The organism is Amycolatopsis cihanbeyliensis (assembly GCF_006715045.1).
GTDB lineage: Bacteria > Actinomycetota > Actinomycetes > Mycobacteriales > Pseudonocardiaceae > Amycolatopsis > Amycolatopsis cihanbeyliensis.
Genome location: NZ_VFML01000001.1, coordinates 678051 through 692727 on the forward strand (window position 1 = coordinate 678051; position 14677 = coordinate 692727).

The 14677-nt window shown below is 68.8% G+C and carries 12 protein-coding genes; 6 read left to right on the forward strand and 6 right to left on the reverse strand.

Going from position 1 to position 14677, the window contains the following annotated elements; translation table 11 throughout:
* The first annotated feature begins 89 nt into the window (after positions 1-89).
* The 5 genes from FB471_RS02750 to FB471_RS02770 all read left to right on the forward strand — a co-directional run bounded on the left by FB471_RS02750 (position 90) and on the right by FB471_RS02770 (position 8377).
* Positions 90-2471 carry a chitinase C-terminal domain-containing protein gene (locus FB471_RS02750; protein ID WP_142001514.1) on the forward strand — a complete coding sequence of 794 codons (2382 nt, stop codon included), beginning with the start codon at positions 90-92 and terminating at the stop codon, positions 2469-2471.
* 212 nt (positions 2472-2683) lie between these two features.
* A complete protein-coding gene (locus FB471_RS02755; RefSeq protein WP_246076214.1) occupies positions 2684-4015 on the forward strand; it encodes an alpha-lytic protease prodomain-containing protein in 1332 nt (443 codons plus the stop codon).
* 295 nt (positions 4016-4310) lie between these two features.
* Positions 4311-5387, forward strand: a complete 1077-nt coding sequence (locus FB471_RS02760) for a quaternary amine ABC transporter ATP-binding protein (protein ID WP_141995783.1) — start codon at positions 4311-4313, stop codon at positions 5385-5387.
* Positions 5387-7375: an ABC transporter permease subunit gene (locus FB471_RS02765; protein ID WP_141995784.1), complete on the forward strand. Its 1989-nt coding sequence runs from the start codon at positions 5387-5389 to the stop codon at positions 7373-7375. Before FB471_RS02760 ends, FB471_RS02765 begins: the two co-directional genes overlap by 1 nt.
* Before the next feature lie 21 nt (positions 7376-7396).
* Positions 7397-8377 (forward strand): ABC transporter substrate-binding protein, encoded by a 981-nt coding sequence (locus FB471_RS02770; RefSeq protein WP_211357930.1) that lies wholly within the window; start codon positions 7397-7399, stop codon positions 8375-8377.
* Positions 8378-8500: 123 nt separating this feature from the next.
* Here FB471_RS02770 and FB471_RS02775 read toward each other — a convergent pair whose 3' ends face one another.
* The 6 genes from FB471_RS02775 to FB471_RS02800 all read right to left on the reverse strand — a co-directional run bounded on the left by FB471_RS02775 (position 8501) and on the right by FB471_RS02800 (position 13979).
* Positions 8501-8845, reverse strand: coding sequence for a histone-like nucleoid-structuring protein Lsr2 (locus FB471_RS02775; protein ID WP_141995785.1), 345 nt, complete (start codon positions 8843-8845; stop codon positions 8501-8503).
* Positions 8846-9285: 440 nt separating this feature from the next.
* Complete coding sequence (gene folP, locus FB471_RS02780; RefSeq protein ID WP_425457092.1) at positions 9286-10152, reverse strand: dihydropteroate synthase; 867 nt, start codon at positions 10150-10152, stop codon at positions 9286-9288.
* Between the two features lie 20 nt (positions 10153-10172).
* Positions 10173-11654, reverse strand: coding sequence for an amidase (locus FB471_RS02785; RefSeq protein WP_141995787.1), 1482 nt, complete (start codon positions 11652-11654; stop codon positions 10173-10175).
* Positions 11655-11716: 62 nt separating this feature from the next.
* A complete protein-coding gene (locus FB471_RS02790) occupies positions 11717-12019 on the reverse strand; it encodes a hypothetical protein (protein ID WP_141995788.1) in 303 nt (100 codons plus the stop codon).
* A 168-nt stretch (positions 12020-12187) separates the two neighbouring features.
* Positions 12188-13618, reverse strand: coding sequence for a substrate-binding protein (locus tag FB471_RS02795; RefSeq protein ID WP_211357931.1), 1431 nt, complete (start codon positions 13616-13618; stop codon positions 12188-12190).
* Between the two features lie 13 nt (positions 13619-13631).
* Entirely contained in the window at positions 13632-13979 is a 348-nt protein-coding gene (locus tag FB471_RS02800; protein ID WP_141995789.1) for an ArsR/SmtB family transcription factor, read from the reverse strand.
* Between the two features lie 159 nt (positions 13980-14138).
* Between FB471_RS02800 and FB471_RS02805 the strand changes: the two genes are divergently transcribed.
* On the forward strand, positions 14139-14675 hold the full coding sequence (locus FB471_RS02805; RefSeq protein WP_141995790.1) for a DUF2165 domain-containing protein: 537 nt from the start codon (positions 14139-14141) through the stop codon (positions 14673-14675).
* Positions 14676-14677 lie beyond the last annotated feature (2 nt).

Sequence of the window (14677 nt, forward strand, 5' to 3'; positions counted from 1 at the left end):
GTAGGAGACATGTGGTCCAGACCATTTAGCAACATTCTGGAGCGCAGAGTCCACGCAAATTGACGGTCGCACATCAGGAGTCATACATGATGCACCAGATCGACCGCCGAAGAGGCCTGCTGACGCACCGGTCGGCCGGGCTCACCGCGGCGGTGCTGGCCGTGGTCACCGTCGTGGTGGCTGCCCTGCTCACCCTGGCGGGCAGCCCGCCCCGATCGCACGCCGCGGAGCACGAGGAATGCCGGCCGGACGGCCTGTACTCCGGGTCCGGAGTGGACGTTCCGTACTGCGACGTCTACGACACCGACGGCAGGGAGAAGCTCGGTTCCGCGCACTCGCGGCGGGTGATCGGGTACTTCACCAGCTGGCGGACCGGCGCGAACGGCGCACCCACCTACCTGGCCAGCGACATTCCCTGGAACAAGGTCACCCACATCAACTACGCGTTCGGGCACATCGACGAGCAGAACCGGCTCTCCGCCGGTGAGGATCACCCCGGCAATCCTGCCACCGACATGGAATGGCCGGATGTGCCCGGCGCCGAGATGGACCCCTCCCTACCGTACAAAGGGCACTTTAACCTGCTGAACAAGTACAAGAAGCAGAACCCGGACGTCAAGACCCTGATCGCGGTCGGCGGCTGGGCCGAGACCGGCGGAATCCTGGAGCCGGACGGCACGCGGAACCCGACCGGCGGGTTCTACAAACTGACCGAGAGCCAGGCTTCGATCGACACCTTCGCCGACTCGGCGGTGGACTTCATCCGCGAGTACGGCTTCGACGGCGTGGACATCGACTACGAGTACGCCACCTCCGCCCAGTTCGCCGGGCATCCCGAGGACTACTGGATCTCCAACGAGCGCAGGGGCGAGCTGATGGAGGGCTACGTCGCGCTGATGCGGACGCTCCGGGAGAAGCTGGACGCGGCCAGCGCCGAGGACGGCACGTACTACGAGCTGACCGCCGCGGTCTCGGCCTCGGGCTGGATCCTGCGTGGCGCGGAGACCTACCAGGTCACCCAGTACCTGGACTTCGCCAACATGATGACCTACGACCTGCACGGCTCGTGGAACCAGTTCGTCGGCCCGAACGCCGCGCTCTACGACGCAGGCAACGACAACGAGCTGGAGTACTGGGACGTCTACGACACCCCGGTGTACGACGGCATCGGCCATCTCAACGGAGACTGGGCTTACCACTACTTCCGCGGCGCCATGCAGGCCGGCCGGATCAACCTCGGCCTGCCGTTCTACACCCGCGGCTGGCAGGACGTCTCCGGTGGCACCAACGGTTTGTGGGGTGAGGCCCCGTTGCCGGACCAGGACCAGTGCCCGCCGGGTACCGGGGGCAACGTCGGCTCCGAGGTGCCGTGCGGGAACGGTGCGATCGGCATCGACAACCTGTGGCACGACGAGACGGCCGCGGGCGATGAGGTTCCCTCCGGGGTGAACCCGATGTGGCACGCCAAGAACCTGGAGGAGGGCATCACGCCGGACTACCTCGAGGACTACGGGCTCGACCCCAACGAGGAGAAGAACCAGATCACCGGCGATTACGCCCGGCACTACGACAGCACCCTGGTCGCGCCCTGGCTGTGGAACGAGCAGAAGAGCGTGTTCCTGTCCACCGAGGACGAGGAGTCGCTGGCGACCAAGGCGCGGTACGTGGCGGACGAGGGCCTCGGTGGCGTGATGATCTGGGAGCTGGCCGGTGACTACGCCTTCGATCAGGACGCCAATGGCGGCGAGGGCCAGTACTTCATGGGCACCACGCTGCTGGACACGATCAACGCCGAGCTGAGCGGGGCCGCGCCCTACGGCAACACCAAGGCCAACGGGACGATGCCGAGCGAGGTGCTCGACGTTGACGTGGAGTTCACCGATTTCGCCCTCGGTGACAACAACTATCCGATCAACCCGACCATGACGATCACGAACAACTCCGACCAGACCATCCCAGGTGGTGCCACGATCGAGTTCGACTACGGCACCAGCGCTCCCGGCAGTATGATCGATCAGTCCGGAATGGGACTCTCGGTCACCGAGCGAGGTCATTCCGGCCCGAACGTCGGCGGGCTGGACGGCGACTTCCAGCACGTCTCGCTGACGGTGCCGAGCTGGCAGTCGGTCCCGGCAGGCGGCACGCTATCCCTGCAGGTCCGCTACTATCTGCCGATCGCGACGCCGAGCAACTTCACCGTCACCTTCGGCGGGCAGTCCTACGCGATCACCGCGGACTACCCGCGGGGATCCGGTGGCGACACGCCACCGACCAGCACATCGAGTACCCCGACCTCGACGACCCAGCCGCCGGCCTGCACGGAACCGGCGTGGTCGGAGACCACGGTCTACAACGGCGGCGAGACCGTGTCGCACGACGGCCACCGCTGGCGGGCGAAGTGGTGGACCCAGGGTGAGGAACCGGGCACCACCGGCCAGTGGGGCGTTTGGACCGACCTCGGCCCCTGCTGACAACTGCTGCGAGTGGCCCGTTCCCTGCAGAGTTCGCAGGGAACGGGCCACTCGCAGCCGTCAGCCGGCCGGTATCAGGTGGGTTGATGGGGGCGGTTTATGCCACTGACTGGCGGTGCCGCTTGCTCCGGAATTGGTCTATACCTTGTCGCGCCGGTGTTCCCTGCACACTTGGAGAGAGATCACTGATGCACCGAAGAATGATCGATCGCGTGACCGGAGCGTGCTTCGCGGCAGCGCTCGTGGTCACCACCATGTCGATGACACAGGCGGCGGCCGAACCGGCCGCACCCGCCGGGACCGAGGCCGACGCGGTCACCGCCGCGCCGGAGATGCTCGCCGCGATGCAACGCGACCTCGGTCTCACCGCTGAACAGGCACGCACCCGGATCGTCAAGGAGAACCGGGCCAACGCGCTGGAGCCGGTGCTCGAGCAGCGGCTCGGCGCCAGCTACGCCGGGGCCTGGCTCAGCGAGAACGCCGACCACCTCGTGGTCGCCACCACCGACCCCGCCGAGGTCGACCGGGTGCGGTCCGCGGGCGCCGAGGCCCGCGTGGTGGCCCGTACCGAAGGCCAGCTGGACGCGGTCAAGGCCGAGCTGGACCGGACCGCACCGCCGAGCTCGGTGCCGGGCTGGTACGTGGACCCGAAGGGCAACGAGCTCGTCGTGCTGTTCCACCCGTCCACGGCGGACGCGGCGCACTCGTTCGTCGAGACGGCCGGGGTGGACCCGAGCTGGGTCCGGCTGGTCGAGTCGCCCGAGGCTCCTCGCCCGCTGTACGACGTGCGCGGGGGCGACGCCTACTACATGGGCAGCGGCGGCCGGTGCTCGGTCGGGTTCTCGGTGGAAGGCGGCTTCGTCACCGCGGGCCACTGCGGGAGCGTCGGCACCAGCACCAGCGGGCACAACCAGGCCGCGCAGGGCACCTTCCGCGGCTCGCTGTTCCCCGGCAGCGGTGACTACGCCTGGGTCGAGACGAACTCGAACTGGACCCCGACCAACGTGGTGAACGGCTACTCGAACGGCAACGTCACGGTCGCGGGCTCCCAGGAGTCCTCGGTCGGCTCGTCGATCTGCCGGTCCGGGTCCACCACCGGCTGGCACTGCGGCACGGTGCAGGCCAAGAACCAGAGCGTCAGCTACCCGCAGGGCACGGTCACCGGCATGACCCGGACCACCGTGTGCGCGGAGCCCGGCGACTCCGGCGGCGCGTACCTCACCGGCCAGCAGGCGCAGGGCGTCACCTCCGGCGGCAGCGGCAACTGCAGCTCCGGCGGGACGACCTTCTTCCAGCCGGTCAACGAGATCCTGAGCGCCTACGGGCTGACCCTGGTGACCGACGGTGGCGGTGGCGACCCGCCGCCTCCGCCGCCACCCGGTGACTGCGGCGACCTCTCGGCGTGGAACGCCGGCACCGGCTACGTGCCCGGCGACATGGTGTCGCACAACGGGCGTCAGTGGGAGTCCACCTGGTACTCCACCGGCGCCGAGCCGGGCGCCGCGGGGTCCTGGGCGGTCTGGCGAGACGCCGGAGCCTGCTGATAAGCCGATTTGCGCAAATTCCCCGTGGGGGCCACCGAGTATGGTGGCCCCCACTTTTCTGTCCGGAGACAGGACGGTGAGCTGCCAGGGTAAAGCATTACCGCCTGCCCACCCTCCGCCCACATCCCGCCCCGGAATAGTGGGCAAAATTACGCCGGAACCCCCCGTGGATGCGCGTCGATCTTCCGCGCATAAGATTCCTCGTTGGCTACCGACCGATTCGGCGTTATCGGATCGGACAAGAACGAGACATCCGGAGGACGCACTCTTCCGGCAGTTCAGGAGAAGGTGAACCTTGGCCGCCCCCGTCCAGCAACCCAGCACCGGCGACGACCACGCAGGCGCACCCGTCATCTCGGTACGCGGCCTGTGGAAGGTGTTCGGCCCCAGAGCAGCCGAGGTGCCCCGTTCCACCGAGCTACGGGCGCTGAGCAGGTCCGAACTGATGGAGCAGACCGGCTGCACCGCGGCCGTGCGCGAGGTCGACTTCGACGTCTCGCCGGGCGAGGTGTTCGTCGTGATGGGACTGTCCGGTTCGGGCAAATCGACCCTCGTTCGCTGCCTCACCAGGCTGATCGAGCCCACCGCGGGCGAGCTCTCCTTCGAGCGCGAGGATCTGCTGGCCGCGGACGCCAAGCAGCTGCGTACCTTGCGGCGCAACAAGTTCTCCATGGTGTTCCAGCACTTCGGACTGTTGCCGCATCGCAGCGTCGTCGACAATGTCGGTTTTGGACTGGAGGTACGCGGCGTCGGCAAGGCGGAGCGGCTGCGGCGCGCGAACGAGGTCATCGAGCTGGTCGGCCTGGACAGCTACCGCAACTCCTACCCCGACCAGCTCTCCGGCGGTATGCAGCAGCGCGTCGGACTGGCCAGGGCGCTGGCCGGTGAGCCGGACGTGCTGTTCTTCGACGAGCCGTTCTCCGCGCTGGACCCGCTGATCCGGCGTGAGATGCAGAACGAGGTCATCCACCTGCACCGCACGGTCGGCAAGACCATGGTGTTCATCACCCATGACCTTTCCGAGGCGCTCAAGCTCGGCGACCGGATCCTGATCATGCGGGACGGTCAGATGGTCCAGCTCGGCACCGGCGACGAGCTGGTCGGCGCACCCGCGGACGACTATGTCCGTGACTTCGTCCGGGACGTGCCGCGCGCCGACGTGCTCACCCTGAAATGGATCATGCGCGCCCCGCGTCCGGGGGACGAGCTGGACGGCCCCGAGCTCGGGCCGGACACCCTCGCCAGGGAGGCGACCCGCAGCGTGCTCGCCGCCGGCAAGCCGGTGAAAGTGGTGCGGGACGGCGAGCTGCTCGGGATCGTCAGCGACGAGGAGATCCTGACCCTGGTCGTCGGCCGGGGGGACGAGGAGTGATGGCGGTACTGGACGCCGCGAGGAGCACCGTCGGCGCCGCCGCGAGGCACCCGCGCCGCGGGCTGATCGTGCTGGGGATCCTGGCGTGCTGGCTGGTGCTGTGGCTGTTCTCGCGCGGCATGCACACGCTGGCGCTCGGACCGGCCCAGCTCACCGGGCTGCACGAGTGGCTGAACGAGGTACGCGACTCGATCGGCGCCAACCGCAACAGCAACCCGCTGTTCCTCTACTTCTTCAACGAGATCCGGCTGGTCATCGACGAGTTCGTCACCTTCGTCCAGTCGCTGTTCGCCCGGCCCGCCTACGGCTCGCCGATCCCGGTGCTCGGCTGGCTCGGCGTGGTCGCCGTGGCGGGCTACGTCTCCTATGCGGTGGCCAACCTGCGGATCGCCCTGCTGGCCGTGGGTGGTCTCGCCTTTCTCGGCCTGCAGGGGTTGTGGCAGGAGAGCATGGACACGCTCGCGCTGACCACGGCCGCCGTGCTGATCGCCCTGCTGTTCGCGATCCCGATCGGCATCGCGGCCGGGCTCTCCGACAGGTTCCACCGGCTCATCACGCCGGTGCTGGACTTCATGCAGACGATGCCGCCGTTCGTCTACCTCGCGCCGTTGACCCTGTTCTTCCTGATCGGCCCGGCTTCGGCGACCATCGCCACGCTGATCTACGCCGCTCCCCCGACGATCCGGCTCACCGCGCACGGCGTGCGGTCGGTGCCACGCCCGATGGTCGAGGCCAGCGAGTCGCTCGGCGCCACCAGGCGGCAGACCCTGACCAAGGTGCTGTTGCCCGCCGCGAAACGCACCATCGTGCTGGGTATCAACCAGACGATCATGGCGGCGCTGGCGATGGTCACGGTCGCCGCGCTGATCGACGCACCCGGGCTGGGCAAGACCGTGGTGAGCGCACTGGGCACGCTCGAGGTCGGCCAGGCGTTCAACGGCGGGCTGGCCATCGTGGTGCTCGCGATCGTGCTGGACCGGGTCACCACCGCGGCCAGCGGGCGGGCCGAGCGGGCCCGGCTGGCCACCCGCGGGCTTGCCGCCAGGCTGCGGCCCGCGGCTCTGCTCGGCGGCGGAATCGCCGCCGCGGTCGCGGTGTGGTTCTCCCGCACCTATGTCTGGGCCGCGGAGTTCCCGGATGAGGTGAGCATCGGCGACGACATCGCGCTGGCCGTGGCGAACGCCACCGACTGGGTGAAGGAGAACCTGGTCACCGTCACGAACGGGATCAAGAACGGGGTGACCGAGGCCCTGATCAACCCGCTGCAGGCGCTGCTGGTGCAGTCCCCGTGGTGGCTGGTCGCCGCCGTGCTGCTGGCCATCGCGATGGTGCTCGGCGACCTGCGCGCGGTGCTGGTGTCCATCGTCTGTATCGCGCTGCTGATCGGCTCCGGCCTGTGGCAGAACAGCATGATCACCCTGGCGGCCACCCTGGTCGCCACCACGATCGTGGTCCTGCTCGGACTGGTGATCGGAGTCTGGATGGGCCGCAGCACCAGGGCCGATCGGATCATCCGGCCGTTGCTGGACGCCGGGCAGACCATGCCACCGTTCGTCTACCTGGTGCCGTTCCTGGCGCTGTTCGCCGCTTCCCGGTTCACCGCCATCGCGGCCGCCGTGGTGTACGCGGCCCCGGTGACCATCAAGATCATCGCGGACGGGATACGCGGCGTGCCCGCGACCACCGTCGAGGCCGCCACGGCCACCGGCGCGAGCACCTGGCAGACCATCACCAAGGTGCAGTTGCCGATGGCGCGCGGGGCGGTGACCCTGGCCACCAACCAGGGCCTGATCTACGTGCTGTCCATGGTGGTCGTCGGCGGCCTGGTCGGCGCGGGCGCCCTCGGCTTCGACGTGGTCGCAGGCTTCTCCCAGGGCCAGCTGTTCGGCAAGGGCCTCGCGGCGGGCGTCGCGATCGTGCTGCTCGGCGTCATGCTCGACCGCATCTCGCAGGCCGCCGCGAACCGGTCCGGCCGGGTCACGACCTGAACAAGGTAAGGAGGTTCCCTCGTGGGACAGAACAGGACCGCCACCACCAGGCTGGCGCTCGGCACCGGGATCGCACTGGTCGCGGCGCTGGGTCTGGCGGGTTGCGGCGGGGCGAAGGTCGGCGAGTCCGGTGGCGATGCAGCCTCCGGTGAGTGCGGCACGTTCAACCTGGCCATCAACCCGTGGGTCGGCTACAAGGCGAACGCCGCGGTGATCGCGCATGTCGCGGAGACCGAGTTGGGCTGCACGGTGAACAAGAAGGATCTCAAGGAGGAGATCGCCTGGCAGGGTTTCGGCAGCGGTGAGGTCGACGCCATCGTGGAGAACTGGGGTCACGCCGACCTCAAGAAGAAGTACATCGAGGAGCAGCAGACCGCGGTGGAGGCCGGCTCGACCGGCGTCGACGGTGAGATCGGCTGGTACGTGCCGCCGTGGATGGTGGAGAAATACCCGGACATCACCGACTGGAAGAACCTGAACAAGTACTCCGACCTGTTCCGGACTTCCGAGTCGGGCGGCAAGGGCCAGCTACTCGACGGCGACCCCTCCTTCGTCACCAACGACGAGGCTCTGGTGCGCAACCTGGACCTGGACTACAAGGTGGTTTACGGCGGAAGCGAGACGGCACTGATCCAGGGGTTCCGGCAGGCGCAGGAGCGGCAGAAGCCGTTCCTCGGCTATTTCTACTCACCGCACTGGCTGCTCCAGGACATCGAGCTGGCCAAGGTGCAACTGCCGCCGCATACCGAGGGCTGCGACGAGGACGCGCAGAAGGTGGCCTGCGACTATCCGGAATACGACCTCGACAAGATCGTGAGCAAGAAGTTCGCAGATGCCGGCGGTCCTGCATACCGGCTGGTGCAGAACTTCGAGTGGACCAACGAGGACCAGAACGTGGTCGCCGGTTACATCGCCGAGGACAAGATGTCACCGGAGGCCGCCGCCAAGAAGTGGGTGGAGGAGAACCAGGACAAGGTCAAGGCCTGGCTGCCCGGAGAGTGACCGGCTGACCGTACGGAAGTCGGCCGCCATTCTTCCCGGCGGCCGACTTCCGTTTACCCGATTTGCCTCCGGGCCGGAGCGTGACGCGCCCGGAATCTGTCCACCCACCGCGAGCCGCGACGGTTACTTCTTACCGTGGTAGGCGTCGACCACCTCGGCCGGGATACGACCACGGTCGGAGATCTCGTAACCCTGGTCCCGCGCCCAGGCGCGAATCGCCTGATTCTGCTCACGGTCGGCACTCGCCGGCCGGGCACCATTGCGCGCACCGCGCTTCGCGGTCCGCTTACGGCCACCCGCCCGCCTGGCGTGCTCCACGTACTGAGCCAGAACGTCCCGCAGCTCTTCCGCGTTATCCTCGGAGAGGTCGATCTGGTAGGTGACGCCGTCCAGACCGAACTCGACAGTCTCCTGCGCTTCGGAACCGTCGATGTCGTCGACCAACGAGACCAGGACCTGCTGTGCCATGTTTCTCCTCTTTCACCGAACACTTGTCCAACGGGTACATGTCAGAACGGCTGAGCCATGTGCCCGTCGTGGCAGACCGGGAACCCACAGATGCCGCTCATTCACCCCGGCTACCGCCAATCGCCAGTAGATTTCTACCACTCGATCTCGGCAATCATACCCGGAAGACCACCTTCATGTTGACACCGTATACCCCGGGCGTCGTCGTTCGAGCAAGGGATCCGGTGGCCGCATGATAGACACCGGCAGGCACACATACCCAGCTTAATTTGAGTTTCATTCGGCTTACGGCCTTCCACCCGCACCGAGATCTGTCGGAACAGCTCGCAGCATCTACCCGTACGATGTACGGTACCAATGTTCTCGATACTCGGCCGAACACTTCGGACAGCCTTCCGGTGCCCCATGGGATGAAACGCGGCGGCGCTCCGCGGTCACGCTCAGGCGAGGCCGCGCAGTGTGGACGAGGGCGGACGGGTGCCGCGAATACTGGCCACCATTTCCAGCACGCGCCGGGTCTGCCGAACCTGGTGCGCGCGAAACACCGCGGCCCCGCTCGCGGCCGCGACGGCGGTGGCCGCCAAGGTTCCGTCCAGCCGCCCCGCCATATCGACGCCGATGGTCTCCCCGACGAAATCCTTGTTCGACAGTGCCATCAGCACCGGCCACCCGGTGTCCACCAGCCGATCCAGATGGCGCAGCAGTTCCAGACCGTGCCAGGTGTTCTTGCCGAAATCGTGCGTAGGATCGACGAGTATTCCCGCTCGCGGCACACCCCGCGCCACCGCGCCTTCCGCCTGCCGGGTCACCTCGTCCACCACCGCGGACACGACGTCGGGATAGCGCACCCGGTGCGGCCGGCTGCGTGGGGTCAGCCCGCCGGTGTGCGAACACACATAGCCCGCGCCGAACTCGGCCGCCACCCCGACCAGCTCCGGATCGTGCCCTGCCCAGGTATCGTTGATCAGGTCGGCGCCGGCGTGGCAGGCCTGCCGTCCGACGGTGTGCCGCCAGGTGTCCACGCTGATCACGACCTCGGGGAACCGTTCCCTGGCCCAGGCGACCGTGGGCACGACCCGCCGGATCTCCTCGTCCACGTCCACCTCGGGACCGGGACCGGCCTTCACGCCGCCGATGTCGATGATGTCCGCCCCGTCGGCCACGGCCTGCCGGATCGCGTCCCTGGCCCGCTCGTCGGTGAACGTGGCTCCCCTGTCGTAGAAAGAATCCGGGGTGCGGTTGACGATGGCCATCACCAGTGCCCGGTCCCCGGCCACGCGCTTGCCGCGAAACACCAGCTCGGGCACGGCCGGCGGCACCCAGTCGGTCACGTCCCCCATGGTGCCAGGCCCCACGGACGCTCGGCCTCGATCCGCGTGGCCAGCGCCAGCAACGTGCCCTCGCTGCCGAGGCCGCCGACGAGCTGCACTCCGAGCGGGAGACCACCCGGAGTGCGATAGGTGGGCACACTCATCGCCGGGCGCCCGGTGATGTTGGCGAGCTGGGTATACGGCGTGCGCGCCAGGTTCCCGAGCACCACCCCGTCGGCCGCGCGGCTGGACATCAGCCTGCCGGCGAGCCCCATGCGCAGCATGGCCGCCCCCGCGGCACGCATCCACGCGGGCAACTCGAGCTCACCGATCCGGGCGGGCGGGTGCGCCAGCGTCGGGGTCAGCAGCAGGTCGTAGCGCTCGTGAAAGGCCGCCAGCGCGCGGTTGTAGTCGTTCCACCGCTCGTGCGCCTCGAGGTAGTCCACCGCGCGTTCCGCACGGCCCGCGGCAGCCAGCAGCCGGGTGTCCAGCTCGAAGCCGTCCGGGCCGGCACCGGTTTCCCGGCGGGTGACCGCCACCTGCCGGGCAAGTTTGGCGAACCACATGGTGAGAAAGTCCCTGCAGAGCGCGCGCCCGTCCAGGCCGACCTCGGCGGGTTCGACCTCGTGACCGAGTCCGGCCAGCAGTTCCGCGGCATCGGTCACCGCGGCGACCGCCTCCGGGTGCACCTCCGCCCCGACCGGCGAGCCCGCCGTCCAGCCGATCCGGAGCCGGCCAGGATCCCGGCGCGCGGCCTCGGCGTAGGGCAACTCGGGACGCGCGGGAAGGAAAGGCCCGCCAGGATCGGGATCGGCGGTCAGCACATCCAGCAACACGGCACTGTCCCGCACGCTTCGGGAGACCACCCCGTTGGTGCCGGCGCCGTGCAGGTGCTCGGCGGCTCCGGGCCCGGCCGGCACCAGGCCACGCCCGGGCTTCAGCCCGAACAGCCCGCAGCAGGCCGCCGGGATCCGGATCGAGCCGCCGCCGTCGTTCGCCCCGGCGGCCGGCACCACCCCGGCGGCGACCGCGGCCGCGGAGCCGCCCGAGGACCCGCCGGGGGTGTGCGCGGGGTTCCATGGGTTGCGGGCGGGGCCGTGCACGGTGGGCTCGGTGATGCCCTTCGCGCCGAACTCGGGGGTGTTGGTCTTGCCGAAGATCACCAGGCCGGCGTCCAGCCAGCGCCGGACCACCGCGCTGTGTTCGGCGACCGGCCGTTGCTGCAGTGCCCCGCATCCCGAACCGGTCGGCACACCCGCGTAGTCCTGGAGGAGATCCTTGATCAGGAACGGCACCCCCGCCAGCGGACCGGTCGGCCCGGCGGCGGCCCGCGCGCGAGCCGTGTCGTGCATCGGCCGCACGATCGCGTTCAGCTCACCGTTGACCCGTTCGGCACGAGCGATCGCGACCTCGAGCAGCTCCGCGGGGGACACCTCTCCCCTGGCGATCAGTTCGGCCAGGCCGACCGCGTCGTGCCGGCGATAGTCCGCATAGTCCATCCGGCAAGGTTAGGTGATCACGTGGTGGTGCGTGGTCACTCGCGGCTCCCCGTTCCGGCGGGTCAGTGTCCGGTCCGTGGCCGCGGCGGGCGGGGCCTGCGGAACAACCTCGCCAGCAGCCTCGGCGCGGCCTCCGGCGCGGGTTCGACGGCCGCCGGCCCGCGCAGGGTGTCCATGCAGTGGGGGCAGGCCTGCCCGGGTGGGGTCACCGCGGCGGCGATCTGCACGAGGTGGTCGCAGATGGCGCGGTACTGCCCGGGGAACGGCGCGGTCGGCGCCGCGAACTCCTCGTCCGTCACGGCGTGGTCCCTGCCGTCCCGCACGCATCGAAACCAGGTGGTGTAGATCCGCGTCGTCTCGGCCATCGTCTCGTACACCTTCGCCGTGAACTCCATTCGTGCGCCCAACTCACCCGCCTCACACCGGAGCTACCGCAACCATAGGTGCGCAATGAGGGCCAAAGACTACGGAGCGGGCACGCACTGCGTCAATGAGTGTCGTCACGTTGACACGTTTGGCCTAACTCCAACGGGTCACAACGGCGTATCGAACACCCGGAATCCGCCCGGCCTGGCCTCGGCGAGGTGCAGCCGCTGCCGGAGCACGTGCGGCCCGGCCAGCTCGACATCCCCGCGGGGCAGGTCGGCGCGGAGCCGTCGCAACTCGCCGGCCACCCCCTGCTGGTCGCCGCCGCGCAGGTTGCGCACCGCCGCCGCGTACAGCAGGACCGCCTCGTACACCGCGGCCGACATCGAGGACACCGGCGGCGCCCAGCGGCCGAAGGCCTCCCGGTATCGGGCGAGTAGTTCCTTGTTGCGCCGGGTGGGAAGTTGCTGGAAGTAGCCGAGCGAGGTCCACAGGCCGGCGGCGGCACGATCACCCATCCGCTCCCGGGTGGACTCGTCCAGCAGCAGGGAAAGGGTGCGGCAGCGGTCTCGCAGGCCCATTTCCAGACTCTGCTTCTGGAAGGCCACCTCGTCGGCTCCGGCGAGGGTGGACAGGACGAGATCCGCGCCCGAGCGCATGATGTCCTCGATCACCCGCGTGAAGTCCCGAGTGCCGAGCGGGACGTACCGCTCGTTCACGATCACGTTGCCGCGCTCCGGCAACACCACCCGCGCCGCGGCGTGCGCCCCGTGCGACCAGGAATAGTCGTCGCCCACCAGGAACCAGTGCCGCGCCCCGGTGTGCCGCATGAACGGCGTCGCGGCCGCCCGCAGCTGATCGGCAGGCCGCTCGCCGAGCCGGAACACGTGGCCCGGTCCCGCACCGCCCTCGTTGATCACGGCATGTACCAGAGGTATGCCCTCGCCCTCGACCGCATGCTGCACGGCGGTGAAGGTCGCCGAGGTGACGCTGCCGAGGAGCACCCGGCAGCCTGCGCGCAGCAGGCGACGTGCCTCCATCGCACCCACCTCGGGACTGGTCGCGTCGTCGCCGACGAGCAACCGCACCCGGCTGCCATCGAGGCCACCCTCGGCGTTCAGCTCGTCCACCGCGAGTTCGGCAAGGTGCTCGCAGCCGATGGTGGACACCGCGGCGGGGCCGGACTGGCTGGTCAGCAGGCCGATCCGGTGCGTGCCGTCATCCTCCGGTTCCGCGGCCGGCCAGCCGCAGCGGCGGGCCAGCCACTCGACGCCGCCGTCCTCGACCTGGGCAGTGAGCCGGACGGTGGTCCATCCCGCGGCGGCGGGTTCGAAAGCCACCCGCAGGCGGCCGCGCCAGGGCTCGTCGTGCGCCACCACGATGCGCCGCCCGGGCACGATCCCGCTGATCCGACCTAGTATCTGCACCGTGTGACCGTGGCGGCCGCGGCCGACCGGCAGGTTGAACGTCACCGCCGAACCGACCGCGAGCCGATCGCACTCGGCGTCGAAAACCCATCCGGAGCCCCGGCCGGTACCGAATAGACTGAACACCTCCCCCGGGGTGGCCGCGATCGACTCCTCGGCCGAGAGCACCACCGAGCCCAAACTCCTACCCAGCCTTTCCGGAATGTTTGGGTAAAGGTTCGGCCGGCGTCGTTTCGGCGGTCGTTTTCAGCTCGGTGAGCGAGGACTGGAACAGCTCCTGCAAGAAGGTCAGCGCGTCCCGCGCCGGGCCGGCCGAGTCGAGCGAGTAGTAGCGGTTGCGCCCCGCCTTGCGCTCGGCCACCACGCCAGAGGTGCGCAACACCCGCAGATGGCTGGAGACCGTTGTCCTGCCGACCCGCCCGACCTTGGCCGCGATATCCCCGGCACTGCACTCGCCGTGCCGGGCCAGCACCGAGAGAATCTCCCGCCGCACCTCGTCGGCCAACGCGTCGAAGGCCCGGTCCGCAGTCATCCACCCACTCCGTTCGAGGGGAAAAGCCAATAGTCGGGCGACATCGTAGCAATCGGCGCGGCCTGGGCCATGGTGGATACTTCTTCACCCAGGTTACCGTGTACGATAACCTCCGGGAGAAACTGACGTAAATACCGACTCGTCGGTAGCCTTCGCCGTATGCGTCTTCTCGCCAGACTGGGCAGCCTGCACATGGTCGTCGCGGTACTCAGCGCGATCACCGGCCTGTACATGGGAATGGTCGTCCTCAACAATCTCACCGATTTCGGCACCAACCAGGCATTCGTCCGGCATGTGCTGGCCATGGACACCACCTTCGAGTCACCGAATCTGATGTGGCGGGCGATCACGGACCCGACCCTGGCCGACATCGCCTACTTCGCCATCATCGTGTGGGAGGCGCTCACCGCCGTCGCGCTGCTCGGCGGGTTCATCGCCTGGGTGCGTGCACTCGCCGGCCGCACGGGCACCGACACGGCACGCCGCCTTTCCACCCTCGGCTGGCTCATGCAGGTGCTGCTGTTCGGTGGTGGTTTCCTCGCCATCGGCGGCGAATGGTTCCAGATGTGGCAATCCGCCGACTGGAACGGCATGGACGCGGCCATGCGAAACGTCCTGCTGGCCTCGGTCGGCATCATTCTCGCCCACCTGCCGAACCGGGAAACGGCACCGATCGAGGCCGGGAACAGGCACTGAGT